The sequence below is a fragment of the Arcicella sp. GW458-12-2-14-TSB2 genome (assembly GCF_059423785.1).
This window is the reverse complement of record NZ_JBWKYN010000023.1, coordinates 18,501-43,772: the sequence shown is the minus strand read 5'-3', so window position 1 is coordinate 43,772 and position 25,272 is coordinate 18,501. Positions and strand designations below refer to the sequence as shown.

General features: G+C 35.7%; 25 protein-coding genes. 19 read left to right on the top strand and 6 right to left on the bottom strand.

Features of this window, described 5'->3' with window-relative positions; genetic code table 11:
• Positions 1–429: 429 nt before the first annotated feature.
• The 4 genes from atpD (at position 430) to mnmC2 (ending at position 4,609) form a co-directional block, all read left to right on the top strand.
• Complete coding sequence (gene atpD / locus AC07XN_RS05420; protein ID WP_309913520.1) at positions 430–1,947, top strand: F0F1 ATP synthase subunit beta; 1,518 nt, start codon at positions 430–432, stop codon at positions 1,945–1,947.
• Positions 1,948–2,024: 77 nt separating this feature from the next.
• The gene (gene atpC, locus AC07XN_RS05415; RefSeq protein WP_309913518.1) at positions 2,025–2,255 is read left to right on the top strand and encodes an ATP synthase F1 subunit epsilon; all 231 of its coding nucleotides are present in this window, start codon (positions 2,025–2,027) and stop codon (positions 2,253–2,255) included.
• Positions 2,256–2,613: 358 nt separating this feature from the next.
• On the top strand, positions 2,614–3,711 hold the full coding sequence (gene carA / locus AC07XN_RS05410; RefSeq protein ID WP_309913516.1) for a glutamine-hydrolyzing carbamoyl-phosphate synthase small subunit: 1,098 nt from the start codon (positions 2,614–2,616) through the stop codon (positions 3,709–3,711).
• A 244-nt stretch (positions 3,712–3,955) separates the two neighbouring features.
• A complete protein-coding gene (gene mnmC2, locus AC07XN_RS05405; RefSeq protein WP_494742292.1) occupies positions 3,956–4,609 on the top strand; it encodes a tRNA (5-methylaminomethyl-2-thiouridine)(34)-methyltransferase MnmC2 in 654 nt (217 codons plus the stop codon).
• A gap of 81 nt (positions 4,610–4,690) precedes the next feature.
• Here mnmC2 and AC07XN_RS05400 read toward each other — a convergent pair whose 3' ends face one another.
• From AC07XN_RS05400 to AC07XN_RS05390, 3 genes are all read right to left on the bottom strand, one after another.
• On the bottom strand, positions 4,691–6,115 hold the full coding sequence (locus AC07XN_RS05400) for a TonB-dependent receptor (RefSeq protein ID WP_309913512.1): 1,425 nt from the start codon (positions 6,113–6,115) through the stop codon (positions 4,691–4,693).
• A 249-nt stretch (positions 6,116–6,364) separates the two neighbouring features.
• Complete coding sequence (locus AC07XN_RS05395) at positions 6,365–7,219, bottom strand: N-acetylglucosamine kinase (RefSeq protein ID WP_494742291.1); 855 nt, start codon at positions 7,217–7,219, stop codon at positions 6,365–6,367.
• A 75-nt stretch (positions 7,220–7,294) separates the two neighbouring features.
• On the bottom strand, positions 7,295–7,525 hold the full coding sequence (locus AC07XN_RS05390) for a cytochrome b5 domain-containing protein (protein WP_309913507.1): 231 nt from the start codon (positions 7,523–7,525) through the stop codon (positions 7,295–7,297).
• Between the two features lie 88 nt (positions 7,526–7,613).
• On the opposite strand from AC07XN_RS05390, the gene AC07XN_RS05385 reads away from it, so the two are divergent.
• Together AC07XN_RS05385 and thiL are read left to right on the top strand one after the other, a co-directional pair.
• Complete coding sequence (locus AC07XN_RS05385; protein WP_494742290.1) at positions 7,614–8,087, top strand: hypothetical protein; 474 nt, start codon at positions 7,614–7,616, stop codon at positions 8,085–8,087.
• A 114-nt stretch (positions 8,088–8,201) separates the two neighbouring features.
• Positions 8,202–9,230 (top strand): thiamine-phosphate kinase, encoded by a 1,029-nt coding sequence (gene thiL / locus AC07XN_RS05380; RefSeq protein ID WP_309913502.1) that lies wholly within the window; start codon positions 8,202–8,204, stop codon positions 9,228–9,230.
• A 74-nt stretch (positions 9,231–9,304) separates the two neighbouring features.
• Here thiL and AC07XN_RS05375 read toward each other — a convergent pair whose 3' ends face one another.
• Positions 9,305–10,195 (bottom strand): geranylgeranylglycerol-phosphate geranylgeranyltransferase, encoded by an 891-nt coding sequence (locus AC07XN_RS05375; protein WP_309913499.1) that lies wholly within the window; start codon positions 10,193–10,195, stop codon positions 9,305–9,307.
• 218 nt (positions 10,196–10,413) lie between these two features.
• Between AC07XN_RS05375 and bshA the strand changes: the two genes are divergently transcribed.
• The 5 genes from bshA to AC07XN_RS05350 all read left to right on the top strand — a co-directional run bounded on the left by bshA (position 10,414) and on the right by AC07XN_RS05350 (position 15,888).
• Positions 10,414–11,583, top strand: coding sequence for an N-acetyl-alpha-D-glucosaminyl L-malate synthase BshA (gene bshA / locus AC07XN_RS05370; protein WP_494742289.1), 1,170 nt, complete (start codon positions 10,414–10,416; stop codon positions 11,581–11,583).
• 7 nt (positions 11,584–11,590) lie between these two features.
• Complete coding sequence (locus tag AC07XN_RS05365; RefSeq protein WP_494742288.1) at positions 11,591–12,883, top strand: NAD(P)/FAD-dependent oxidoreductase; 1,293 nt, start codon at positions 11,591–11,593, stop codon at positions 12,881–12,883.
• 179 nt (positions 12,884–13,062) lie between these two features.
• Positions 13,063–13,713 carry a sterol desaturase family protein gene (locus tag AC07XN_RS05360; protein ID WP_309913490.1) on the top strand — a complete coding sequence of 217 codons (651 nt, stop codon included), beginning with the start codon at positions 13,063–13,065 and terminating at the stop codon, positions 13,711–13,713.
• A gap of 91 nt (positions 13,714–13,804) precedes the next feature.
• The gene (locus tag AC07XN_RS05355) at positions 13,805–14,491 is read left to right on the top strand and encodes a response regulator transcription factor (RefSeq protein WP_309913487.1); all 687 of its coding nucleotides are present in this window, start codon (positions 13,805–13,807) and stop codon (positions 14,489–14,491) included.
• Between the two features lie 23 nt (positions 14,492–14,514).
• Complete coding sequence (locus AC07XN_RS05350; protein ID WP_309913482.1) at positions 14,515–15,888, top strand: HAMP domain-containing sensor histidine kinase; 1,374 nt, start codon at positions 14,515–14,517, stop codon at positions 15,886–15,888.
• Here AC07XN_RS05350 and folK read toward each other — a convergent pair.
• Entirely contained in the window at positions 15,879–16,376 is a 498-nt protein-coding gene (gene folK / locus AC07XN_RS05345) for a 2-amino-4-hydroxy-6-hydroxymethyldihydropteridine diphosphokinase (protein ID WP_494742287.1), read from the bottom strand. The genes AC07XN_RS05350 and folK overlap by 10 nt on opposite strands.
• Before the next feature lie 136 nt (positions 16,377–16,512).
• Between folK and AC07XN_RS05340 the strand changes: the two genes are divergently transcribed.
• The 3 genes from AC07XN_RS05340 (at position 16,513) to AC07XN_RS05330 (ending at position 19,066) form a co-directional block, all read left to right on the top strand.
• The gene (locus AC07XN_RS05340; RefSeq protein WP_309913475.1) at positions 16,513–17,067 is read left to right on the top strand and encodes a YqgE/AlgH family protein; all 555 of its coding nucleotides are present in this window, start codon (positions 16,513–16,515) and stop codon (positions 17,065–17,067) included.
• Between the two features lies 1 nt (position 17,068).
• Positions 17,069–17,530 (top strand): hypothetical protein, encoded by a 462-nt coding sequence (locus tag AC07XN_RS05335; RefSeq protein ID WP_494742286.1) that lies wholly within the window; start codon positions 17,069–17,071, stop codon positions 17,528–17,530.
• 300 nt (positions 17,531–17,830) lie between these two features.
• Positions 17,831–19,066: a 3-phosphoshikimate 1-carboxyvinyltransferase gene (locus tag AC07XN_RS05330; RefSeq protein ID WP_494742285.1), complete on the top strand. Its 1,236-nt coding sequence runs from the start codon at positions 17,831–17,833 to the stop codon at positions 19,064–19,066.
• Positions 19,067–19,214: 148 nt separating this feature from the next.
• On the opposite strand, the gene AC07XN_RS05325 is transcribed toward AC07XN_RS05330, so the two are convergent.
• Entirely contained in the window at positions 19,215–19,781 is a 567-nt protein-coding gene (locus tag AC07XN_RS05325) for a DUF6580 family putative transport protein (protein WP_309913463.1), read from the bottom strand.
• Between the two features lie 181 nt (positions 19,782–19,962).
• Between AC07XN_RS05325 and AC07XN_RS05320 the strand changes: the two genes are divergently transcribed.
• The 5 genes from AC07XN_RS05320 (at position 19,963) to purE (ending at position 25,236) form a co-directional block, all read left to right on the top strand.
• A complete protein-coding gene (locus AC07XN_RS05320; RefSeq protein ID WP_494742284.1) occupies positions 19,963–21,096 on the top strand; it encodes a 5-(carboxyamino)imidazole ribonucleotide synthase in 1,134 nt (377 codons plus the stop codon).
• A 239-nt stretch (positions 21,097–21,335) separates the two neighbouring features.
• A complete protein-coding gene (locus tag AC07XN_RS05315; RefSeq protein WP_494742283.1) occupies positions 21,336–22,901 on the top strand; it encodes a sensor histidine kinase in 1,566 nt (521 codons plus the stop codon).
• Positions 22,902–22,903: 2 nt separating this feature from the next.
• Positions 22,904–23,362, top strand: a complete 459-nt coding sequence (locus AC07XN_RS05310) for a response regulator (protein ID WP_494742282.1) — start codon at positions 22,904–22,906, stop codon at positions 23,360–23,362.
• A gap of 283 nt (positions 23,363–23,645) precedes the next feature.
• The gene (locus AC07XN_RS05305) at positions 23,646–24,635 is read left to right on the top strand and encodes a DUF2167 domain-containing protein (RefSeq protein WP_494742281.1); all 990 of its coding nucleotides are present in this window, start codon (positions 23,646–23,648) and stop codon (positions 24,633–24,635) included.
• Between the two features lie 115 nt (positions 24,636–24,750).
• Positions 24,751–25,236, top strand: coding sequence for a 5-(carboxyamino)imidazole ribonucleotide mutase (gene purE, locus AC07XN_RS05300; protein ID WP_309913445.1), 486 nt, complete (start codon positions 24,751–24,753; stop codon positions 25,234–25,236).
• Positions 25,237–25,272: the final 36 nt, after the last annotated feature.

The window sequence follows — 25,272 nt, the reverse complement described above, 5'->3', positions numbered from 1 at the left end:
GCAGTAATGTTTTTGCTAATACTACTAATGCACAAATTTGGTAATTATTATGCTTTGTTGAAAGTCTGGCAAATTATTTACAGTTTAAAGTATTTTTTTATCCAAACTTCCTTAAGTCTATTAAGAAATAACATTATAGTAAACCGTCAAAATTACTGAATTTGCAAAAAGAGTTGAAATGGATACTTTTAAGAAGATATTGAGCAAAAAGTGATTCTGTCCTAAAAACCATGAAAAAATCATAATTTTTAAGGCTCCCTCTTAAACCAATCCAACAAAACGATACTTTTTAAGCAAAAAATATGGTAAAAATCCAAAAACAGAATTGTTAATTTGAATTTTACCAAGTAGTTTTGCAGTCTGAAATACTACGTTAAGTACATAAAAAACGTAATCACTTGACAATCAGATAACAAAATCACAATACAAATGGCAAATGCAGTCAATATAGGGAAAGTTACGCAAGTAATCGGACCGGTTGTGGACGTGAGCTTCGAGGGTGCTAACTCTCATCTCCCCACAATTTTGAATGCCTTGGAGGTTACAAAAGCCAACGGCACCAAAGTTATTCTCGAAGTACAACAACATTTAGGTGAAGACCGAGTTCGTACCATTGCAATGGAAGGAACAGAAGGACTTCAAAGAGGTCAAGACGTTTATGACTTAGGTCAACCAATGTCTATGCCAACTGGAGAAAGCATCAAAGGACGTCTTTTCAATGTAGTTGGAGAGGCTATTGATGGTATTCCTCAGCCTAAATCTAACAAATCAATGCCAATCCACCGTCTTGCTCCAAAGTATGACGAATTGGCAACTTCAACTGAGGTGCTTTTCACAGGTATCAAAGTAATCGACTTGCTTGCTCCTTATGTAAAAGGTGGTAAAATTGGTTTATTTGGTGGTGCTGGTGTGGGTAAGACTGTATTAATTATGGAACTTATCAACAACATCGCTAAAGCTTACGAAGGTCTTTCGGTATTTGCTGGTGTTGGTGAGCGTACTCGTGAGGGTAATGACTTATTGCGTGAAATGATTGAATCAAACGTAATTCGTTACGGTGAAGATTTCAAACACGCAATGGAAAAAGGAGAGTGGGATTTATCTAAAGTAGACGAAGAGGCTCTTTTAGGTTCTCAAGCTACTTTGGTGTTCGGTCAAATGAACGAACCTCCTGGAGCCCGTGCTAGAGTTGCTCTTTCAGGTTTGACAGTTGCTGAATATTTCCGTGATGCTGAAGGTGAAGACCAAGGACGTGATATCCTTTTCTTTATTGATAACATCTTCCGTTTTACACAAGCAGGTTCAGAGGTATCGGCTCTTTTAGGTCGTATGCCTTCGGCGGTAGGTTACCAACCAACGCTTGCTACTGAAATGGGTGCGATGCAAGAACGTATTACTTCAACAAAAAGAGGTTCAATTACTTCAGTACAGGCTGTTTATGTACCTGCCGATGACTTAACTGACCCTGCTCCTGCTACTACGTTTACTCACTTAGATGCTACTACAGTATTATCTCGTAAGATTGCTGAATTAGGTATCTATCCAGCCGTGGATCCATTAGATTCTTCATCACGTATTTTATCTCCAAGTATTTTAGGTGATGTTCACTATAACACTGCTCAACGTGTTAAAGAGATTCTTCAACGTTATAAAGAATTACAAGATATTATCGCCATCCTTGGTTTGGACGAATTATCTGAAGATGATAAATTGGTAGTATCTCGTGCTAGACGTGTACAACGTTTCTTGTCACAACCATTCTTTGTGGCTGAACAATTTACAGGTTTAAAAGGAGTATTGGTTGATATTAACGACACTATCAAAGGATTCAACGCAATCATTGATGGAGATTATGACCACCTTCCTGAAGCTGCTTTTAACTTAGTAGGTAGTATCGAAGATGCTATTGCTAAAGGAGAAAGATTAGTAGCTGAAGCATCGAAATAAAGTTTAGGAGTAAATGAGTTTATGAGTAAGGTTTTACTCATAAACTTCTAACTCATACACTCATAAACTGAAAAAAAATGAATTTACAAATTATTACTCCCGACAAGAAAGTGTTCTCTGGTGAAGTAGACGTTGTTACGCTACCAGGTACAGATGGTTCTTTTCAAATTTTGAAAGACCACGCTCCTATCGTTTCGACATTAGGAAAAGGAACATTAGCGGCTGACAAACAAGAATTCATCATTGATGGTGGTGTTGTTGAAGTATTGAACAACAAAATTTTAGTTTTGGCTGAAGCTGTATTGTAATAAAATATCGTTATTGAAAACCTGTTTTCAATAAACAAGCTATTAAAAGCACAGGCTCTTTGGGGTTTGTGCTTTTTTTATTATTCATGATGATGAATGTTTTTCGATAAATTTATGTTCTATTTCAAAATTAAGAATATTGGATTTGTCCAAAAATCTTTTATTCCCTATCTTTGTACCAGAAATGAAACAAATGATGATACAAGCAGTTTTTACAAGTAACTTTTGGGAAATGTCCAAAGATTTACCTTCAAAAAAAGGCTGTTTTATCGTTTCTAAAAATATTTTTATTAGGAGGTCAAATTAATTGACCTCCTTTTTTATAGTACAATCTTTACAGTAACCAAGAAACAATCAAATGAAAGTAACACAAAGCCAAGCAGCTATTTTGTTGTTGGAAGACGGTACAGTTTTTAGAGGGAATGCCCTTGGGAAAATCGGGACGAGTGGCGGAGAAATTTGCTTCAATACAGGTATGACTGGCTATCAGGAAATTTATACTGACCCTTCATATTTCGGACAAGTAATTGTAAATACGACTTCTCATATCGGTAATTATGGAGTTGTTAACGATTTAGAAGAAGAGTCAGGCTCTATAAAAATTTCAGGAATGGTTTGTAATGAATTTTCACCAATCCATTCACGTAAAACATCTGATGGCTCTTTGCAAAATTACTTTGAGAAAGCAGGAATCGTAGGAATCTCAGGAGTTGATACACGTCAAATTGTACGTCACATTCGTGAAGTAGGTGTGATGAACTGTATTATTTCTTCTGAAATCTTAGATGTGGAAGAATTAAAAAAGGAGTTGGCTAAAGTGCCTCAAATGGAAGGACTTGAACTTTCATCAAAAGTTTGTACACAAGAATCTTATTTCTTGGGCAATCCTGATGCTGAACACAAAGTGGCTGTATTAGACTTAGGTGTAAAGAAAAGTATTCTAAGTAACCTTACTGATAGAGATTGTTATTTGAAAGTATTCCCTGCTAAAACGCCATATTCAGAGATGCAAGCGTGGAATCCTGACGGATATTTTATCTCTAATGGCCCAGGCGACCCTGCGGTAATGCCTTACGCTATTGAAACTGTAAAAGAGATTGTTGATAACAATAGCCCTACTTTCGGTATCTGTTTAGGACACCAAATTTTGGCACAAGCGTCTGGTCTTTCAACGTATAAAATGAAAAACGGACACCGTGGTTTAAATCACCCTGTGAAAAACTTGGTAACTGGTTTATCAGAAATTACTTCACAAAACCATGGTTTTGCCGTAAAAATGGGAGAATTGGAAGCGAACGAAAATGTAGAACTTACTCATATTAACCTAAACGACAAAACGGTGGAAGGTTTAAGAAGAGTAGACAAACCTGCTTTCTCGGTTCAGCACCACCCTGAAGCATCACCAGGCCCACACGATTCTCGTTATTTGTTTGATAGTTTTGTGGAGATGCTTTAGTCCCGAGATAGAAGAATCAAGATAAAAGACACAAGAATTTTAAGACTTGAATTTGATAGCATAAACTTTCAGATTCAAGTCTTTATTCTTTAAATTAAAAGTGAAAAATATACCTCAAAAACAGAAAAATTTATACAGATTTTTGACCTACTTTTAATGCTAAAATCTTGTAATTAGTTTTGTCTTGTATCTATAATCTTTTGTCTTGTATCTTGTGTCTAAAAATCTTTTGTCTAAAAAAAAAATGCAACGAGTAAGAATTACTGACGACGGTTTTACTACTTTATTCAGCACAGAGTTTAACCAATATTATCATTCCGTTCGTGGTGCTTTAGACGAAACCCAAAGAGTATATATTGAATTGGGATTGTTGGCTAAAATGCAAGAAACGAATGAGATTAATATTTTAGAAATAGGTTTCGGCACTGGCTTAAATGCTTTGGTAACAGCCTTAGAGGCACAAAAGAACAACCTCCAAGTGCAGTATACCACTCTTGAGCCTTTTCCAATTTCAGAAGAAGATGTATCATCATTGAATTATCAGACTGGTACTGAAACTGATTTGCTTCAAAAACTTCATCATGTAAATTGGCATGAAAATATTGAAATATCGCCTAATTTTTCACTTCGAAAAGTAAACTGTACGCTTCAAGATTTTAAGACATCACAACTATTTGATGTAGTTTATTATGATGCCTTTGCTCCTTCTTCACAACCAGAACTCTGGACGGTAGAGACATTTACCCATGTGGCATCTTTCTTAAAAAAAGGGGGATTCTTGACTACTTATTGCTCAAAAACGGTTGTAAGAAGAGCGATGGAACAAGCAGGATTTAAAGTAGAAAAGCATGTAGGTATATGGGGAAAAAGAGAAGTAGTGAGAGCTATTAAACTGTAAAAAAATCAAATCCTTCCTATTAGGCAGTGACTTAAGTCACCGCCTAATAGGAAGGATTTGAGAATTAGCCGTTCTAGTTTCTTATGCAGGCGTTACTTCACAAGGATATCCAAATAAACAATTCCCTTTTACCAATTTAGACACTACTGGCGGTACTAATTCCTCCCATCCAGGCTCGCCAGACTGTATTAATCTCAACACCGCATCAGTATTAATTTTCAGCAAGTCCTTATCATATTGTTTAATATCGGCAAATTTATCGTTGTCTTGCAAATACTGGAACAACCCTTTCAGGTGCGAAGGAGGAGTAAATTCTTTAGTAGTTACAATTTCTCCCTCAGCATTCAACATTGGATGCAAATACAATTTAATTTTAGGAGCAAACAATGTTGAGAAAGCCGCAAGAATTCCCCCTGCAATATTCGTGTAATGCTTTTCTTCAAAGATATAATCGAGGTTAGGCATTCCCAGAATCAAACCCATCCTTAATTTAGTAAAACCACATAAGTATTGTACTAGACGATAATATTCATGGAAGTTTGAAATCAATACTGTGTGACCGAGTGAACATAATATATCTACACGGTCTAGGAAATCTCTTTCATTGATTTGCTCTCCGCCAGCTTGTAAATTCTTTAAAGTAAGCTCGGCTAATAAAACCACTTTATCATCATCCACATCAGGCTCAGCTTCAAACTGCTTCAAGCCCGTTTTGATCATATCTAAAGAAACATTAGTCACTGGTCTGAAACGACCACGCACTGCTACAATATGTTTTTTATAGAACGCTTCTGAAGGTTGCATTACATTGCCATCTGGACCAAAAAGTGCTGCATTGGTAAATCCATTTTTTACAAGGTGCAGCGACATCAAGCGGTCGTCTACCTCTTTAAAATCTGGCCCACGAAAACGAATCATATCAATCTCAATTCTATCTGAGGATAAATCATCCATCAAAGATTGAAGTAAAATTTCGGGTTGAGCATTGTAATAAAAACAACCATACATCAGGTTTACACCGATAACCCCCAAAGCCTGTTGCTGTAGTACGTTATCATTGTCTTTCATTCTTACGTGAATAACAACATCGTTTGGTGCACCATTTGGCTCAAGTTGGAAACGTAGTCCAATCCAACCATGAGGGTCATTTGTTTTTTGATAGTTTAAAGCAGCCACTGTATCAGCAAAAGCAAAAAATGTACGTTCTGAGGCCATTTCCGTCAAGCGTACATTCAATAACTTATACTCACGCGTAAGCATTTTCATTAGGCGAGCTTCTACTACATATCGCCCTGACTCTTCTTCTCCATAAATCGCATCCGAAAAAGCCATATCGTATGCTGAGATGGTTTTTGCAATTGTACCTGATGCTCCACCAGACTTAAAAAAATTAGCCGCAACGTCTTGCCCCGCCCCGATTTCAGCAAAAGAGCCATAAATCCTGCGGTCTAGATTGATGCGAAGAGCCTTCTGTTTTGTGCCTAAATTTCTATCGTAATTTACCATGAAATTATTCTCCTTTTTTAATTGTACATTATCACTAAAACCATTTCCTAATTTACAATTCTAAGGTCAAAGCTTGACAAAAATCTACCAAAAATATAACTCTTTACTAAAAAAGTAATACAAAAATATAATTAGCCATAAATATGTATCTTTTTTAAAAGGTTAAGCGTCATCTTCTGATATAGCTAAGAACTATCTCTTTATTTTAAACGCCTAAAAGCCGAACAGAATTCATTTTTTAGTAAGGTTTTACAACTTTGTTGGCTTATGATATAATGTTAATCCTGCGATGGGGCTTTCCATAATTATTCCTATGCTAAAGCCATTTTCGATAGCTACCCTTCTAAGAATATCTGAATAATAAAAAGCGACAGAACCCGTAAAATGAACTTTGTACTGCTGATAATCGGGATACTTCAATAAGTATTTTTCAAAGAATAAACCGAAAGCGTCTGTTACTAACTTAAACGTAAATTGATTATTTCGATTATCAAAAATAAATTTTGAAAAAGAAGCAAAATAACGATTTGGAAAAGGCTTCAGATAAGCATTATCTAACACCTCCAGACGGTCTTTGATACCGAAACGCTTTTCAAATTTTTCACGGATATCCAGTGGCATTTCTTTGTGTAAATAGCTTAATACTAATTGTTTGCCAAGATAGCCTCCGCTGCCTTCGTCGCCTAACCAAAAACCTAAAGGTGGTACTTGAAAAGTAATATCATTGCCATCATAAAAACAAGAATTGGAACCCGTTCCTAAAATACAGGCAATGCCAGCAGTGTGTCCACACAAAGCACGTGCAGCCGCCAACATATCACTATGAACCTCAACAGATTTTACCTCCGTAAAAATTGCTTTAAAAGCCAAACGAATAATATCTGCTTTTTCATCGTTAGTCACACCCGTACCATAATAAAAAACCTCAGAAACTACCTGATTGTTAAGAGAAGGCAATAAATTTTTCTGTAATTCTTCAATAATAGAATCAGTAGTTTGATAATATGGATTCAACCCAATCGTTTTGACTTGAGATACGCTTCCGTTGGGAGCAATCATTCGCCAATCTGTTTTACTTGAGCCACTTTCTGCAATTAAAATCATTGTTTCTATTTAAAATGTATTATTATAAAAATGAAATGCAACCTTTTTTTAGGTGTAGTAGTCATATAAAAGTAACTAAACCAATTCACCCACAACAACAAATTTTTCAAAAACTTTATCAGTATGTGGTGCGTCTTTTAGCTCATCAGTTAAGTCTTGGCCAGCCCAATGTTCGTAATGTTTACCATTACGCCAAAGTCTGGAATGTGTAACATCATAAATATGACCTTTGTAAGCTACCCAGATTTCATCACGGTCTTGACCATTTCTTAACGATAGTTGAGATTTCGAGTATTTTTTTAGCATAATTATTTTTTATATATTGTATCAAATTTGCTGAAATCAATTTATTTTATCATTTTTATCTCTCAAAAATTAAAAATCTAACATGGTAATGAAAAAATTAATTCTATCCCTTCCTATTCTCTTTGCATTTATCTTAGTATTAAGTAGCTGTGGTGGTAAAAATCCAGTTGAGCCATCTGTGAAAGAAAAGCTAACTAAAACATTCACAGTAAGTATTGCTAAAGAAGCTGGTGTTGAAGTTTATAACAAAACAAAAGCAACCAACATCGAGGCTGGATATAGTTATTATAAATTAAGCTTAACTTCATCAGGGGCGGCTACATTAACTGCTAAAGACAACTCGACTTTCACAGGAAGCTGGACTTTAACTAACTCAGATAAAACTTTAAGCCTTACAGGCTTGAAAAACGCAGCAGGAAGCAACCCTACAGGTACTACAGGTACAATAGAATTCACTATTGTTAGTATTGATGGTACTGGCGCTGCTGTTACCTTGGAATCTTTGCAAGCTGATATAAAAGCTGGCAATAAAATTGTTAATTTACAATTAGTAAATCCTTAAACCAAACATAAATTATTGCACCGAAGCCATCCGTAACTGGGTGGCTTTTTTCTTTTCCCTAAAATATCAATCCTTCGGTTGTCTCAATCACAAAATCCAACGTAACTTTGTATCATGGAAACAAGAACAGAATTAAGTACAATCGGAGAATTTGGCTTGATAAAGTTAATCGATTCAAAATTTCAAAATATTAATCCCGAAACTATCAAAGGCATTGGCGATGATGCTGCCATTATTGATACCGCTGGCAAAGAATTAGTAGTGTCTACTGATCTTTTGATGGAAGGCGTACATTTCGATTTAGCTTATACACCCCTTAAACATTTAGGCTATAAGGCTGTTGCAGTGAACGTTTCTGACATTGCAGCGATGAATGCTATTCCTAAGCAAATTACGGTTAGCCTAGGGTTGAGCAATCGTTTTTCAGTAGAAGCCATTGAAGAATTGTATGAAGGAATCAAGATAGCTTGTGATGAATATAAAGTAGATTTGGTAGGTGGTGATACTTCCGCTTCGCGTGCTGGACTAGTGATTTCGATTACGGCATTGGGTACTGCTGAAAAAAAGAATATCGTTTTAAGAAATACTGCCAAGACAAATGATATTATTTGCGTTTCGGGCGATTTGGGTGCTGCCTTGATTGGTCTACAAACCCTTGAAAGAGAAAAACAGGTATTCTTGGCTAATCCAGATATGCAACCTCAGTTAGATAAAGACAAAGATTATGTGATAGAGCGCCAATTGAAACCGAATGCAAGAATGGATGTAATCTATGAATTGCGTGATTTAGGGGTTGTCCCTACATCAATGATTGATGTTTCAGACGGATTGGCTTCTGAGTTACTACATCTTTGTAAAAACTCGGGCACGGGTGCAGTGATTTTTGAAGATAAAATTCCAATCGACGACCAAACATATTTAGTGGCTACTGAATTGAATTTTAGTCCGATGACGGCAGCCTTGAATGGTGGTGAAGATTATGAGTTATTATTTACCGTAAAACAAGAAGATTTTGAAACCATCAAAAATATGGCTGATATTAGCTTTTTGGGCTATATGACAAACGATGTTGATGGCGTAAAACTAATGATGAAATCTGGCACATTGATTAATGTTACGTCCCCAGGTTTTGAACATTTTTGATAAACTTTAATGATGATTATTCAGAGGCTTCGCTTAAGCGAGGCCTCTTTTTATTTTATGTAACTTTGGCATTTCTATGCAAATATCATCGTTAGCACACCTATCAGCATAATCATTTTACAAGCATTACTTAGAAAAGCAAAGTCGTCTGGCTTATCGGCATATACTAATTTATAGGTCAAAAAACCTACGGGGAACATCAGTACTAGAAAAATATAAGCTACTCGCTGATTAGGCAACTGTGTAGCTAATACAAACAAAATGGAAATAAATATTGCTATAAATCCAAAAACGAGCCTTTTGGTGCGAGCAATCCCCCAAATGATAGGAAGTGTTTTGCACCCGTGCAGTTCGTCCCCTTTCACATCTTCCATGTCTTTAATTATTTCCCTAATTAAAGTAATAAAAAACGAAAAAGTAGCATATACCCATACCTGACGCTGATGTCCGGGATAATAAACAGCCAACACTAATAAAGAAAAACCCGTGAGGATAGCTACCATTAAATTCCCCCAAAAGGGTAATCTTTTTAGTTGATTTGAATAGAGCCACAAACAAAAAACGGCAAATAGGTTTACTAAGGCTATTTTTTTATCTACTAATAGTCCTAATGCTATGCCAGCACCATTAAAAAATTGGTGTATCAATAATGCCCATCTTCTTTTGATATATCGCCCAATCACTACCCTATCTGGTTTATTGACAAGGTCAATCTTAATGTCGTAATAATCGTTAATGATATAGCCTGAGGCGGCAATAAACACAGTAGCCAACGAGATGAGAAATAAGTTTTTTTCGAATAAAATTTCAAATAAGTGAGTAAAAGAAAGCGGTTTATCACGAATTAGGAAATACCTTGTGAAATATTGGGTAAATACGATAATTGCTAAATTCTGCCAACGGATTAGTCGACTAAAGCCCATAATTACTTGTAGATATGTTACTTTACGAGGGGTTCTCAACATTTTGTTAAAGGCTAGCTTTCGTGAATTAAACAGCAACAGTGGGATAAACGATTTACTCTAACAACCAAATTTATTCCATTTTCGTCCCTTAAAAAACTTTTTAGTGACTTAAAGAGATTTTTTTTTGTTTTTGTGTGTTAGTCTCTTAATAAGTCTATTCGCTAAGACTTAACTTTACATATCCACAACGTGCGGCGAACCGCTTCAATATTAGATTAATGAAAATCGGAATTGTTTGTTATCCTACTTACGGAGGTAGTGGTGTAGTAGCCACAGAATTAGGTAAGGCACTTGCTAAGGCAGGTCATGAAGTACATTTTATCACCTATTCACAACCTTCAAGGTTAGACTTTTTTAACGAAAATATCTACTATCACGAAGTGAGTGTATCCAGCTATCCACTTTTCCAATACCTTCCTTACGAATCGGCATTGGCAAGTAAAATAGTTGACGTAGTTCTCAATGAAAGGCTCGATTTATTACATGTTCATTATGCTATTCCGCATGCTTCGGCGGCTTATTTGGCTAAACAAATTCTAAAATCAAAAGGTATTCACATTCCTTTTATCACCACTTTGCATGGAACAGACATTACTTTAGTAGGCAAAGACCCTTCCTTTGAGCCTGTCGTTACTTTTTCTATCAACGAGTCCGACGGGGTAACAGCAGTTTCTGAAAGTTTGAAAAATGATACTTATGAAGAATTTGAAATTGTCAGTAAAATTGAGGTGATTCCTAATTTTATCGATTTGGAGCGTTTTAAAAAGCTTCGTAAAGATCATTTTAAAATAGCGATTTGTCCAAATGGGGAAAAATTGCTAATGCATACCTCAAATTTCAGGAAGGTAAAGAGAATTGAGGACGTGGTACATGTTTTTCATAAAGTAAATCAGAAGATTCCCTCTAAGTTACTCTTAGTTGGCGATGGTCCAGAACGTACTTCTATTGAAATGCTTTGTAGAGAATTGGGCGTACAACAAGACGTAAGATTTTTAGGGAAATTAGATGTAATAGAGGAAGTACTTTCATTGGCAGATTTATTTTTACTGACTTCTGAAAAAGAAAGTTTTGGCTTGGCAGCACTAGAAGCAATGGCTTGTGAAGTTCCAATTATTTCATCAGATGCTGGTGGCTTGCCTGAAGTAAACATTAATGGTGTAACAGGTTATGTTTCGAAAATTGGAGATACTGACGATATGGCAAAAAATGCTATATCAATTCTTGAAGATGATGAAGTATTAGCCCGATTCAAACATAATGCCCATGAAAGAGCCAAAGAATTTGATATTGCCAATATTTTACCCCTATATGAACGTTACTATGAAGAAGTGACAGCTAAAAGTTGGAAATTTCCACCCCAACCCTGTGCTGTAGATATCCTAAATTAAGAACAGTATGCCCCTGAACATTCAAGAAAGTAATCGTAAGAGAGTAGTAATCATTGGAGCGGGTTTTGGAGGACTAAAATTAGCCCAAGAATTAGCAGGTAGTGATGATTTTGAAGTTGTTCTGATTGACAAAAACAATTATCATCAATTTCAACCGCTGTTTTATCAAGTAGCAACTGCGGGGCTCGAACCATCAGCCATTTCATTTCCGCTTCGGCTAGCTTTTCATCATTACAACAATGTGTTTGTAAGGGTGGCAACTGTAACAAAGATTATCCCTGAGCAAAACATTATTGTAACTAATATTGGCGAGCTTACTTTCGATTATTTAGTATTAGCGATTGGAGCCGACACCAATTTTTTTGGAAATCAAAATATTGAAGATAATGCTTTGCCCATGAAATCGGTAAGCGAAGCACTAGGGCTTAGGAATAGGTTATTAGAAAACTTTGAAAAAGCCTTATTGGCTGATCAAGAAGAAGACAAAATCGGCTTGATGAATGTGGTCGTAGTAGGTGGCGGACCTACTGGTGTGGAAGTATCAGGTACGTTGGCTGAAATGAAAAAAATGGTTTTGCCAAACGATTATCCAGAGCTAGATTTCAATTTGATGCAAGTGCACATTATAGAGTCTGGGGCTGAATTATTAGGACCGATGTCTGTTAATGCACAAATTAAATCAAAAGATTATCTGGAACAATTAGGCGTAATTGTCCACCTCAATACCCGAGTGACTGATTTTGATGGTAAGCATGTTTATTTTAATAATGGAACTACTATCCGAACCAACAATTTAGTATGGGCTGCGGGGGTAAAAGCGAATGTGATACAGGGTATCAAGCCTGAAGTCATGGTTCGTGGAGGAAGGTTGAAAGTAAATAGACAAAATCTGGTAGATGGCTATGAAAACATTTTTGCGATTGGTGATGTAGCGTATATGACTGAGGATAAATTTCCGAATGGTCATCCACAAGTAGCTCAACCAGCGATACAGCAAGGTAAATTACTGGCTACTAATCTAAAAAATATACTAAAAGGAAATGCCCTCGAAGATTTTAAATACAAAGATTTGGGGTCAATGGCTACTATCGGTAGAAACAAAGCTGTAGTAGATTTACCTTTTTGGCGTTTTCAAGGTTTTTTTGCTTGGCTTACATGGATGTTTGTACACTTAATCGCTATTGTAGGCGTAAAAAACAAGGTATTGATATTTATTAACTGGCTATGGAATTATATTACCTATGACCAATCGTTAAGATTAATTATTAAAGCTAAAGCACCCAAGAATAATCAAACATAGCGGACTGACTATTAGTGATATACATAATATCACTAAATAACATGATAAATGGTATTTTATTGTAAATAAAAGTTGAGTATCTTTGTCGTTATAATTCAACAAAATGATAGGTATTAAGCTCTTAATATTAAATTAATACAATTTATACGCTAACTCTCCTACTTATCTAAAATAGTATTATGGAAGCGAAAAACACAAAAATTAGACCTAAAAATAGTGGCTCTAAACAATTATTTGAAAATCCAATCTTAGAGAAACTATCGCACACACACATTGCCATTCCAGTATCTTTATTTTTTGTTGCAGGTTTTGTGCTTGGATTTTATGCCTTTACTCATACAGAATTAGCCAATTGGGCTATTGGTGCTTTGTTCTTCATTGGTGCAATATCATTTACATTCATTGAATACTGGGTACATAGAAGTGTATATCACATTGAACCAACAACCGAAGCAAGAGCTAAATTTCAATACATTGCTCATGGTGTACATCATGAATACCCTAAGGACAAAACTCGTTTAGCGATGCCTCCTATCGTGGCTGTGATTGTAGCTGTAACATTGTTTTCTTTGTTTTTTGTTTTGATGGGCGAGGCAGCTTACGCTTTCTTCCCAGGTTTTATTTGGGGATATGCAGCGTATTTGTTAGTACATTATTCTGTTCATGCGTATGCTCCACCTAAAAACTTCATGAAGCAATTATGGATTAACCATGCTGTGCATCATTATAAAGATGGTAACGCTGTTTTTGGGGTATCTTCTCCGCTTTGGGATTATGTTTTTGGAACGATGGCAACGATGGATAAATCAAAAGTCTCTGAAAATCTATAAAAAAATTTAATTAGTGATGGCTCCGCAAGAATTTAAGTGTCTTGCGGAGTTTTTTATTTTATCTTTGATAAAGTATTTACCTACAATATCCATGAAAATATTATTAATAGAAGATGAACCCAAAACACTCCAATCGCTTCGACAGGGATTAGAGGAAAATGGTTTTGAAGTAGATATAGCTTATGACGGACTCATCGGCAAACACCTTGCACGTAAAAATCAATATCAAATCATCGTTACCGACATCATTATGCCGGGTATTAATGGGCTTGAATTGTGCAAGCAACTTCGTGAAGAAGGAGTAGTCACGCCTATTCTAATGCTTACGGCAATGGGGAGTATTCAAGAAAAATTGATGGGGTTTGATGCTGGGGCTGATGATTACTTAGTAAAGCCCTTTGATTTTCTGGAACTCATGGCACGTATCAAGGTATTAAGCAAACGTACACATGTTGCGCCATTACTTAGCAATACCAATATTTTGAGCTATAATAATTTAGAAATGAATCTGGATGCCCATTTAGTCACTAGGGCTGGCAATAAAATTGATTTAACCGCTCGTGAGTTTGCCTTGTTAGAATACCTTTTAAGAAATCAGGGGAAGGTAATTTCCAAAGCAGATATTGCCGAAAAGGTATGGGATAGTCGTTTTGAAATGGGCACAAACGTTATCGAAGTATTTATGACGATGCTTCGCAAGAAAGTTGACAAAAATTACGACACCAAACTTATACATACCCAATATGGTGTTGGGTATGTATTAAAAGTTGAAGAATAACTTTAAAAACGTTCTCATAAATTATGCAAATTAGAGCAAAGCTTACTTTACAATTTACACTGTTAGTGTCTGTAATTGTTTTGGTGATTTTTATTGTAATTTATGGTTTACGCTATAATTACGTAAAAGAAGAATTCTATAATCGTCTTACCCAAAAAGCTTCTACCTCTGCAAAATTGTTGGTAACATTTAATGAAGTAAATTCTAAGTTGCTCAAGAAAATTAATCAAAACAACAGAGATGTTCTTTATCGTGAAAACCTCATTATTTACGATTATGAGAATTTAAAAGTATATTCTACCAATGACACAAGTGGGTTCAAGATTTCTTCTGAAATGCTGAATCAGGTAAGAAAAGAACGCATTTCAAGATTTACCCAAGGAGATTTTAAGATTGTAGGTATTCTTTATAGAGACCGCTTCAATCGGGTTGTTACCATTGCAGGGGCGGTAGATTCATCTGGAGAGCGAGATTTAAAGAATTTACAAAACACCATGTTTGGGTTGTTTTTTATTGTAATTGCCGTAGTGGCCGTAACGGGTTGGTATTTTTCTGTTCGTGCCTTGTCGCCTATTTCTGAGGTAATTAAACAAGTAAAGACCATTTATCCTCAAAACGTTAATCAGCGACTGACGATTCAAAACCCCAAAGATGAAATTGGGCAATTAACTGCCACCTTTAATGAGCTACTAGAAAGAATTGGAGAGGTATTTCGTTTACAAAATTTATTTGTTTCGAATGTATCTCATGAAATGAAAAATCCTTTGATGAAAATAGGGTCACAAATTGATGTCACCTTATTGAAAAGCAGAAGCGAAGAACAGTATTTAACAACGCTACTATCTGTCAGACAAGATATTCGGGAGTTAGGTCAGCTATCAAATACTTTATTGGAGCTAGCCAAAGTAAGCGATTTGAACCATAGTCTGATGTATGATGAAGTACGGCTTGATGAAATAATCTGGGAAGCGGGAGATTTATTATTACAAGCTGAAAAGGACTATCAGGTACAAGTAAATTTCACCAGTGAATTAGAAGAAGATACTCAGCTAGTGATTCAAGGAAATGCACAATTACTCAAAACTGCTTTTGTGAATTTATTAGAAAACGGCTGTAAATTCTCAGAAAATCACTCCGTAAAAGTATGCATTCGTTTTCTGGAAAATCAGATTGAAGTACAGTTTGAAAACACAGGCGCTATGCCTCAGAAGGAAATAGCTTTAGTATTTGAACCTTTCTATAGAAGCCAAAATACTGCCAATATCAAAGGTTATGGCGTTGGGCTATCCTTGGTCAATCGTATTGTAAAACTTCACGGTGGGAGCATCAATGCGCATACTAACGGGAATACCACTTTTTTTACACTCCTCCTCCCCTATTCTGTGGGTCATAAATAAGGCTTTACTTCCCCGATATCAGCACAGAGATTACATAATGCTATGATACTTTTATGGAAAATTGGGTGTATAAAATCAGGGGCAATTTCTTCAAGGGGTACTAACACAAAATTTCTTTCATGCATCAACGGATGAGGTATTACAAGGGTTGGCTCGTTAATAATTTGTTCTCCGAAAAAAATAATATCAATATCAATTAGCCTTGCACCCCATTTTTCTAGTCGTACTCGTCCTAACGTTTCTTCAATCTGTTGTGTTTCTATCAACAATTCATTAGGATTCAGAGTTGTAGTTACGGCAATGGCTATATTCAAATAATTAGGCTGATTATCTACGCCCCACGGAGCGGTTTCATAGAATTTTGAACGTTTAAGCACAAACCCTACTCTATTTTCAATTAATTCAATAGCATTTTCAAGAATTTCTTCTCTGTTTCCCAAATTTGAGCCTAAAAGTAGGTAAGTAGTTTGGAGATTCAGGTTTTGCATTGTATTTTTAGTTAAACTTCTTAATTAAGCTCCATAGCACTTAATCTATATCATTACGACCATTATCCTTTCAGGATATTCCTGCAAAGATTTATAAATATTCCTTAATTCACCAATAATCCTTTAAATACCTACCATGAAAAACGTCACAAAAGGCTCCATACTTATCTCAGAACCTTTTCTCAAGGATCCTAATTTCAACCGTAGTGTTGTACTTATTTGTGAACACGAAACTAACCAAGGTTCTTTTGGATTGATTCTGAATCAAGCTTCTAACCTGAATCTTGATGATGTATTAGAAGAAAATATTTATCCAGATATACCCCTTTATGTAGGGGGACCAGTTCAGCATAATACGTTGCATTATGTACACCGCCGTCCTGATATCATCGAAGGGGGCATTACTTTGATGGATGGTGTTACATGGGGTGGAAACTTCCAGCAAGTAAAGAGTTTGCTTAATAATGGGGTTTTATCTCCTAGTGATATCCGCTGTTTTATTGGATATTCGGGTTGGGAAGAAGACCAACTAGACAATGAACTCAAGAAAGACTCATGGATTGTATCAACCACTACTGCAGAAGTAATTTTTGATACGCCAATAGAAAATTTTTGGAGAACAATTCTCAAAGAAATGGGAGGTTCTTTTAAAGTATTAGCTAATTATCCTAGCGACCCTAGCTTGAATTGATATGCCTGAAAAAGTAGAGATTCCGCAAGTGACAGTTATTTATACGCGTCCATCCGACCAACATCTACTGCTGTTGGGTGGACTAGGAACATTTTTATATGTAATTTTTTTCTTAATCAGAACAGAATATATATCAAGTGTATTATGTTTATTCACTAGTATCGTATTGACTTATAGGTATTTAGAAAAAATTAAATCAAAAGCGAAAATTATTATTAGTCAAGATGGCATTCAAGTAGTTGGACAGCCTTTTGTTTCTTGGGCATTTGTACATGGTTTACAGATTCGTCCAGAAGTAAAAGGGAATAGTTATTCGGAAACATTGGTTTTTACTAATAATGGACGAATTCAAGAGATTCCAATCAATACCTTAGCGATTACAGCTTGGCAATTAGAGGAATTACTGAATACATATCAAGAACGCTTTAGAGAGAGTATTGTGGAGGAAGATGAGTTAAATTAGAATGATGAGTTACGAGTGGTTCGCCGATGCAATTTATAATATTGATATACAATCCTTTAATTCACAAAATATCATCGTTTATCTTACGTAGTGACAGCTACAATATTAACGCCAGCAAGTTTCGAAAAACTATTTTAATTTTATTCTTATTTCCTAGCCCTTACTTTGTACGCTGTAAAGCGTTTATACAGAGCCTATTTTCAAGGTTTTCTTGTATCTTTGTATTCTTTAAATCCCAAAAACGAATCAGAGAAGTATATCGGGAATGATATTTTCCGAAAATAAATCAGAAATCATACATTGAAAAAGCTATTACTTCCTAAAGTACAGAAATCTTTCCAAACGGAAATACCCTTACCTTCTTCAAAATCAGAATCTAATCGTGCCTTGATTATCAATGCCTTGGCACAAGGAAAAGACAATTTATCAAATCTTGCGGAAGCACGTGACACACAAACGATGATGCGTTTGTTGGCTTCTGATGATGCTATTGCTGATGTGATTGATGCTGGTACTACTATGCGTTTTTTAACGGCATATTTCGCAGTAACAGGTCAGCACAAGACGATGACAGGTACGCCAAGAATGTGTGAACGACCGATTGGCATTTTGGTAGATGCCCTTCGTTCTTTGGGTGCTGATATTGAATATTTGAATAAAGAAGGTTATCCTCCATTACAATTAAATGGTTTTAACTTCTCTGGAAACAACCATTTGGCTATCAGAGGAGATGTTTCTTCACAATACATTTCTGCCATTTTGATGATTGCCCCCTTATTACCAGAAGGATTAATTCTGACGATTACTGGAGAGTTAGGGTCTAAACCTTATATCGAAATGACGATTCAACAAATGAAGAGTTTCGGTATTACGGTGAGTCCAGATTGGGAAAATTTGACGATTACAGTACCTGCTCAAAAATACGAAGTAATTCCTTATGCCATTGAATCTGACTGGTCAGGAGCAAGCTATTGGTTTTCAATTGTAGCACTTTCTGAATTTGAAGATGCTGAATTAGAGTTATTAGGATTAAAAGAAAATTCATTACAAGGTGACTCTGTCATTACTGATATTATGAGCCATTTAGGCGTGAAGTCTGAATATACAGGTCGTGGATTTAAATTAACTAAAATTCCTGCTGAAAGTACTTTAGCTTGGGATTTCACCAATTGCCCAGACCTTGCTCAAACGGTTTGTGTAGTAGCAGCAGCCAAAAACATTCCGCTTACTTTAACGGGCGTAGAGTCGCTAAAAGTAAAAGAAACTGATAGAATTTATGCCTTACAAACAGAGTTGGCTAAAATCGGAGCGAGTTTAGTAGAAACAGAAAAGAATCATAAATACTTATTGACTTCAAGTAATCAAAGCATTCCAGCGGGAACATCATTCCATACTTATGATGACCACCGTATGGCAATGGCTTTTGCTCCTTTAGCTTTAATTGCGGAGGTTGAGATTGAAGAACCAGACGTTGTAGTAAAATCATACCCTTCGTTCTGGAAACACTTAGCAGCTATTGTTGATATTGAGGCGTAAAATAACTAGATATTATTGTAGATAGAAGTGTAGGGTGCATCCCCTGCACTTTTTTTTGTTTTATAGTACGAGTTTTAACATCTATCAAACAAAAAAAGTAGTGTAAAGCCAGCCTTACACTACTTTTAAGATAAATATTCCTAAACGCTTACTGCAACTGCAACGATTTACTAGTCGATTGTGCGTATTCAAAAGCACCAAACATAATAGCAGAAAAGATTAGGTTACTCATCAACGTATTTTTCAAGAATGGTAAAGCCATTGTATAACACGATACCAATCCATCAAAAGTTTGAGGATAGATTTTTCCAGCCGTCCAAACAAAGAAGTTTGATACAATAAAAAACACTAGTGTACCCAATAAATTAGCACCAAGTAAGTTTGTTACATTTACTTTTTTCAAAGTAACTATTCCTACCAATACTACTAAAGCAAAGGTAAAAAACACAGAAGCATCGAACCCAAATGAAAAGGTAGGATACCACTGTTTGTAAAAAACATTATTCAATACTAAGTTAGATAACCACAGCGCAACCATTGGTACTACAAATGCCCAATATTTTTTAGTAAAATATGCGCCACCAAATAAAGCAATAGTGCCTACTGGTGAAAAGTTTGATAAAGTTGGTGCTACAACAGCTAAAAAACGGAAAGCAGTAGCCACTAAAATAATAGCAACCAAAATACCAAAACGAAGATTTATTGAATTTTTCATAAATTTTTCTCCAAAATTTCCCCTCTAATTTATTTAGAGTACACAAATTTACTAAGGTTTACAGATTTCAACGTAATTTTGTGAAAAATTAAAATAAGGTAAGATACTACGACAAAGCAAACAAGGGTTTTTATTCAATTTTTGCTACTAATTGCTAGTACCTTTCCCCTACAGCAATCCAATGTTTTCTAAAAATTTCAAATTAGGTTTATTAGGCGGTGGTCAACTAGGAAGAATGTTACTCCAAGCCGCTATCGATTTAGATATTCACGTAAAAGCACTTGACCCAGACCCTGATGCTCCTTGTGCTAAAATTGCACCAGAGTTTGTTGTTGGGTCATTTCTGGACTATGACACCGTTTACCAGTTTGGACAAGACTGCGAAGTAATTACGATTGAAATCGAGAATGTTAATTTAGAAGCATTAAAAAAACTTCGTTCAGAAGGCAAGAAAGTATTTCCACAGCCCGAAGTATTAGAAATCATTCAAGATAAACGCATTCAGAAACAGTTTTATTTAGATAACAATCTACCTACTTCTGATTTTATCTTGACAGATTCTGTAGAAGATATCAGCAAAAATCTTGATTTCTTACCTGCTTTCAATAAATTGGGCAAAGGGGGTTATGATGGACGTGGTGTACAAAAACTAAGTTCTGAAGATGATTTACCTTTAGCCTTTACAGAACCAAGTTTATTAGAAAAAGCAATAGACTTTGATAAAGAGATAGCCGTAATTGTAGCAAGAAACGAACATGGCGAAATCAAGACATTCCCAACCGTTGAATGTGTATTTCATCCTGTATATAATCTGGTGGAATACCTATTCGCACCAGCGGCTGTGAATGAACATATCCATGAAGAAGCAAAGAGAATTGCGATAGAAACTGCCGAAAAATTAGGTATTGTAGGCTTACTGGCTGTCGAAATGTTTTTGACGAAAGATGGTCAGATTCTTATCAATGAAGTAGCGCCACGTACACATAATAGCGGTCATCATACCATCAGGGCAAATCACACTTCTCAGTTTGAGCAACATCTTAGGGCTGTTCTAGGCTTACCATTAGGCGACACTACTGCCCATTCAAAAGCGGCGATGGTGAACTTATTGGGTGAAGATAATTACACTGGCGAAGCAAAATATGTTGGGATGAATGAGGCTTTAGCCATAGCAGGTGTATATCCATTTTTGTATGGTAAAAAAATCACAAAGCCATTCCGTAAAATGGGACATGTAACAGTAGTAGATGAAGACTTAACTTCTCTGAAAGAAAAAGTAAAAGCAGTAAAGGAAACCCTTAAAGTAATTGCTTAATATCTAGCAAGATTAGAACTGTTTCGTATATACATAATCCGAAGGACAATTCCTTCGGATTTTTTGTTTTTATAATATTTTAACTTCTAAAATTTTCTATTAATTTGCTGTAAAGTTATGCATTGAATTGTTTGAAAGAGCCCTATAATCTATTGACTTTTAAAATATTGCACAACTTTCCTTATTACTTATCTTAATACCCTATGGTCTAATACCTTCCAAAGACATACTTTATAACAATGAAATTAACTGAAAACAATGACCTCTTCCAAACCATTTTTGATTCTGCTTCAAACGGGATTGCCCTGATGCAATGCCTGTATAATGAAAAAGGTAGGGTCGAAGATTTCTCAATTTTACTTTTTAATGCACATACACTTAACTGGATTGGCGATACTGATTACAAAGGCAAGCGATATAGTGATGTTTTTCCTTTGGTAAAACAAACTGGTATTCTTGAAAAATTTATTGAGGTTGCTGAAACAGGTATTACTGCCAGATTTGAATGTTATTATGCAGGAGAAGGCATGAAGCACTGGTTTTATTTTACTGCCGTAAAACAGGGAGAACTACTAGTAGTAACAACTGAAGATATAACTGAGCGGAAACAGTCTGAGATAAACCTCAAGAATGCATTAGAGACTACCGAAAAGCAAAAACGACTGTATGACTCCATTACGGATAACACACCCGACCTAGTATATGTTTTTGACCTTAGCTACAGATTTACTTATGCGAATAAGGCGCTTCTTACTATGTGGGGTAAAAACGCAGAAGATGCCATAGGTCGTGGGCTTCGCGAGAATGGCTACGAAGAATGGCATGCGCAGATGCATGAGCGGGAAATTGACGAGATAGTCGCCACAAAAAAATCAATCCGTGGAACTGTTTCTTTTCCACATGCTGAACTTGGAAGCCGAATTTATGACTATATTCTCGTACCGGTTTTAAATCAAGATGGTCAGGTAGAAGTTATTGCAGGTACGACACGTGATATCACCGAGATTAAGCGTATAGAGGAGAGGTTTCAGCAAAGTGAAAATCGTTATAAAATATTGGCTGAAACATTAGAACAGCAAGTTACTAAACGTACTCGGGAATTACAGCGCTCTAATGAAGACCTACAACAGTTTGCTCATGTTGCCTCACATGACCTTAAAGAACCGATAAGAAAAATAAAAACCTTCACTGGTAGATTGGAAGACCACCTTCGCGAAAAATTAGATGATACAGGAATGCGGTTTATGCAAAGAATCCATGTTGCTACTGATCGCATGTTCGCAATGATTGATGGAGTATTAGCCTACTCAACTATCAATGCTATACAAAAAAAGGCGGAATCCGTTAATCTGAATGAAGTCATACGCAATATTGAGACCGATTTAGAAGTTGCTTTGCAAAAAACAGGCGGAACAATTGAGTATCAAAACCTCCCTACATTAGAAGGTGCTATGGTACTACTCTACCAACTTTTTTATAACCTTATCAACAACTCAATCAAATTTACTAAAACTGGTGTACCTCCACATATATCTATTTCTTCAGAGGTTGACAATCAAGACTTTTATCGTATTACGGTGACAGATAATGGAATTGGCTTTAAACCTGACCATGCAGAGCAAATATTTGAAACGTTTACCCGTTTAAACCCAAAAGATGATTATGAAGGTACAGGTTTAGGTTTATCACTTTGCAAGAAAATTGTAGAGCGTCATGGTGGCAATATCATTGCAATTGGCAGTTTGGACAAAGGTGCCACATTTGTTATAACACTTCCATTAAAACAAAAAGGAATAAGTATTTAGATATGGGACAAAAAATAATATTTTTAGCTGATGACGATAGGGATGATACAGAAATGTTTTGCGAGGCTCTAGAAGAAATAGACGACAATATTGTATGCCACTGTGCAATTAATGGTGAAGAGTTTTTCAGGAAATTAGAAATGCTTCATGAGAAACCTCAACTTATATTTTTGGATTTAAACATGCCAATTATGGATGGTTGGGAATGTCTTAAAAAATTGAAAGACGATAAAAACTACAAAAATATACCAGCCATCATTATCTCGACATCGTCGCATCAAGAAGACATGGTGAATGCCGTTAAACTCGGAGCAATATGCTATTTCGTAAAACCCAATAGTTATAACGAATTAATACGGGTTTTACAGGCTATCACAGAAAACGTTGGTAGTGGTTTGATAGATATGGTTAAAAAATTACAATACCTTGAATCTACTTATATCTATACTGAATATAAATAAATCTCTATGATGGCTCAATACAATTGATTCTTTCAGCAGATTATGTTGTTTAATGCCACTATCGCTCTGCCGAAAGGGGTTACATTTTATATTCCATTTCAATTCTTTTGCATATCAAATTCATCTATTTAGGTAAATATTATTATCCTGTTTTCTTAAATATCTATGTTAAAATGGAATTTTTGAAAATTATCACAGACTTAGACTTACCATTTAATAAATTATTTTCCTTTTTTCATTTATTAATGATATTTTTAAGGCTCACATCTTAAATTTTATACACATGAAAAAAACTTTAGGTCTACTACTGTTATGTATCTCATTTATTTATTCAGTATCTGCACAGAAAGACAAAAAAAACAGTGATGAGGAATCAAAAGCCTTGGCAGTACAAGAAGCCTTCATTGATTCCGTTGAGCATGCCATGAATTATCAACATGGTACAATCTTGCTAAAAAATGGTATTGCAAAAATCACCATTCCTGCTGGCTTTAAATTCCTGAATGCCGAACAAGCTGATTTTGTAGTGACTAAACTTTGGGGAAATCCTCCTCAAGAAATCTTAGGCATGATTTTACCAGAAGGTGGAAAAGTGACTGATGCGTCAAGTTATTCTTTTATCGTTCAATGGGACGAAATGGGCTTTGTAAAAGATGATGATGCAGACGACATAAACTATGATGATCTGCTAGCTGATATGCAGGAAGATATAGCTGCTGGCAATGAAGAACGAGTAAAAGAAGGTTATGGAAGTGTTAAGCTAGTAGGTTGGGCTGCAAAACCATTTTATGATAAAGAACATAAGGTATTGCATTGGGCCAAAGAAATTAAATTTGATGATAGCGCCGAAAATACGCTTAATTATAACATTAGGATTTTGGGTAGAAAAGGTGTGTTGATATTAAATGCTGTAGGTGGGATGTCTCAATTAGCCATGGTTAATAATGACATCAGCAAGGTTTTAAATATCGTAGAGTTTACAGATGGCAATAAATACAAAGATTTCGACCCTGGTTTAGACGTAGTAGCAGCCGTAGGTATCGGAGGTTTAGTAGCAGGAAAAGTATTGGCTAAATTAGGGTTCTTAGGGCTATTAGGTAAGTTTTTTCTTCCATTACTCAAGTTAGGAAAACTGGGTATCGTGGCGATTGGTGCAGGTTTAACGGCTATCTGGCGTTTTATTACGGGAAAAAGAAAGGAAGATGAGCCTGTAGAAAGTTTTAAAGAAGAATTACCAGAAAATCCATCCATTGAACCTTCTGAAAATGCTTAATCTTTAAGCATTTATATTATTTTAAAAGCCTCTGCGTTATAGGAAGTAGAGGCTTTTTCGATTTTTCGACCTAAATTTGTATTCTTTATAACGCAATTTAATTTGTTATTGTACAATGGTAGGAATCATCATGGGTAGTATTTCAGACATTAAAGTAATGCAAGAAGCTGCCGACGTTTGTAAACAATTTGGAGTAGAGTATGAAATAGACATCGTTTCGGCTCATAGAACACCTTTAAAAATGGTTGAGTATGCACAGACTGCTCGTGATAGAGGCGTTAAAGTAATCATTGCTGGAGCAGGCGGTGCGGCACATCTGCCGGGCATGGTAGCTTCTGTAACAACGCTTCCTGTTATTGGTGTACCTGTAAAATCTTCAAATTCAATCGATGGCTGGGATTCTGTACTCTCTATTTTACAAATGCCCTCAGGTGTTCCTGTAGCTACTGTTGCTTTGAATGGTGCTAAAAATGCAGGAATTCTTGCCATACAAATGTTGGGTATTGAAAATCAGGAAATAGCTACTAAATTGCAAAATTATAAAAGCGAACTAAGCGAAAAAGTTGCAGAAATGGTTAATGAATTGAAGGGAAGTAATTAGTTATTTTAAATTAATTGATTATTTTAACAGTCGAAA

Bases quoted from the DNA above. Each gene is read 5' to 3' on its own strand.
- atpD (WP_309913520.1), top strand. From the start codon at position 430: ATGGCAAATGCAGTCAATATAGGGAAAGTTACGCAAGTAATCGGACCG.
- atpC (WP_309913518.1), top strand. From the start codon at position 2,025: ATGAATTTACAAATTATTACTCCCGACAAGAAAGTGTTCTCTGGTGAA.
- carA (WP_309913516.1), top strand. From the start codon at position 2,614: ATGAAAGTAACACAAAGCCAAGCAGCTATTTTGTTGTTGGAAGACGGT.
- mnmC2 (WP_494742292.1), top strand. From the start codon at position 3,956: ATGCAACGAGTAAGAATTACTGACGACGGTTTTACTACTTTATTCAGC.
- AC07XN_RS05400 (WP_309913512.1), bottom strand. From the start codon at position 6,115: ATGGTAAATTACGATAGAAATTTAGGCACAAAACAGAAGGCTCTTCGC.
- AC07XN_RS05395 (WP_494742291.1), bottom strand. From the start codon at position 7,219: ATGATTTTAATTGCAGAAAGTGGCTCAAGTAAAACAGATTGGCGAATG.
- AC07XN_RS05390 (WP_309913507.1), bottom strand. From the start codon at position 7,525: ATGCTAAAAAAATACTCGAAATCTCAACTATCGTTAAGAAATGGTCAA.
- AC07XN_RS05385 (WP_494742290.1), top strand. From the start codon at position 7,614: ATGAAAAAATTAATTCTATCCCTTCCTATTCTCTTTGCATTTATCTTA.
- thiL (WP_309913502.1), top strand. From the start codon at position 8,202: ATGGAAACAAGAACAGAATTAAGTACAATCGGAGAATTTGGCTTGATA.
- AC07XN_RS05375 (WP_309913499.1), bottom strand. From the start codon at position 10,195: ATGTTGAGAACCCCTCGTAAAGTAACATATCTACAAGTAATTATGGGC.
- bshA (WP_494742289.1), top strand. From the start codon at position 10,414: ATGAAAATCGGAATTGTTTGTTATCCTACTTACGGAGGTAGTGGTGTA.
- AC07XN_RS05365 (WP_494742288.1), top strand. From the start codon at position 11,591: ATGCCCCTGAACATTCAAGAAAGTAATCGTAAGAGAGTAGTAATCATT.
- AC07XN_RS05360 (WP_309913490.1), top strand. From the start codon at position 13,063: ATGGAAGCGAAAAACACAAAAATTAGACCTAAAAATAGTGGCTCTAAA.
- AC07XN_RS05355 (WP_309913487.1), top strand. From the start codon at position 13,805: ATGAAAATATTATTAATAGAAGATGAACCCAAAACACTCCAATCGCTT.
- AC07XN_RS05350 (WP_309913482.1), top strand. From the start codon at position 14,515: ATGCAAATTAGAGCAAAGCTTACTTTACAATTTACACTGTTAGTGTCT.
- folK (WP_494742287.1), bottom strand. From the start codon at position 16,376: ATGCAAAACCTGAATCTCCAAACTACTTACCTACTTTTAGGCTCAAAT.
- AC07XN_RS05340 (WP_309913475.1), top strand. From the start codon at position 16,513: ATGAAAAACGTCACAAAAGGCTCCATACTTATCTCAGAACCTTTTCTC.
- AC07XN_RS05335 (WP_494742286.1), top strand. From the start codon at position 17,069: ATGCCTGAAAAAGTAGAGATTCCGCAAGTGACAGTTATTTATACGCGT.
- AC07XN_RS05325 (WP_309913463.1), bottom strand. From the start codon at position 19,781: ATGAAAAATTCAATAAATCTTCGTTTTGGTATTTTGGTTGCTATTATT.
- AC07XN_RS05320 (WP_494742284.1), top strand. From the start codon at position 19,963: ATGTTTTCTAAAAATTTCAAATTAGGTTTATTAGGCGGTGGTCAACTA.
- AC07XN_RS05315 (WP_494742283.1), top strand. From the start codon at position 21,336: ATGAAATTAACTGAAAACAATGACCTCTTCCAAACCATTTTTGATTCT.
- AC07XN_RS05310 (WP_494742282.1), top strand. From the start codon at position 22,904: ATGGGACAAAAAATAATATTTTTAGCTGATGACGATAGGGATGATACA.
- AC07XN_RS05305 (WP_494742281.1), top strand. From the start codon at position 23,646: ATGAAAAAAACTTTAGGTCTACTACTGTTATGTATCTCATTTATTTAT.
- purE (WP_309913445.1), top strand. From the start codon at position 24,751: ATGGTAGGAATCATCATGGGTAGTATTTCAGACATTAAAGTAATGCAA.